This window comes from Streptomyces niphimycinicus (genome assembly GCF_018883605.1).
Lineage (GTDB): Bacteria > Actinomycetota > Actinomycetes > Streptomycetales > Streptomycetaceae > Streptomyces > Streptomyces niphimycinicus.
The window spans coordinates 1-592 of sequence record NZ_JAHLEM010001326.1 but is presented as its reverse complement, the minus strand read 5'-3'; the positions used below and the strand labels follow the sequence as shown (position 1 = coordinate 592).

General features: G+C 78.5%; 1 protein-coding gene. It reads right to left on the bottom strand.

Features of this window, described 5'->3' with window-relative positions; all coding sequences use genetic code 11:
* The coding region (locus KN815_RS49585) for a protein kinase (RefSeq protein ID WP_372458673.1) at positions 1 to 592 on the bottom strand (592 nt) is incomplete at both ends.

The window sequence follows — 592 nt, the reverse complement described above, 5'->3', positions numbered from 1 at the left end:
GCCCCTGCGCACCAGCCAGCCCCGCCTGCGGACGATCGGCAGCCGCCGGGGGTCGGACGCCCCGCCCGTGCCGAGCGAGGGCACCGTGACCGTGCTGCTGCCGACGTCCGGCTCGGGCGCCGACCGGATCAGGGACCGCAGCCAGCCGCGCAGCTCCTCGAAGTCCGGGCGCTCGGTGGGGTCCTGGCGCATCAGCGACTCGACGACGGGGCGCAGCGGACCGCACTCCTCCGCGTACGCGGGCGCCTCCCCGCAGACCATCTGCACCAGCTCGGCGGCGCTCTCCTCCGGGTACGGGGCATGGCCCTGCACCGCGCGGAACAGCAGCACGCCGAGCGCCCACAGGTCGGCGGCGGGGCCGACCGGGGGCGCCAGCCGCCAGTTCTCATGGACCGGTCCGGCCTGCTCGGGTGCCCACCGCTCGGTGACGGCGCCGACCACGACGATACGGGCCTGGCGGGCCCGTTCGGCGGCGAGCGCGGTGGCGGGGCCGCCAGTGGCGGTTCCGCCGGTGTCCCAGGAGCCGCCGCCCTCGGAGGCGGCCGGGGCGCTCTCCTCGCGCTCCGGCTCACCGGGCCATCGGGCGCCGCCG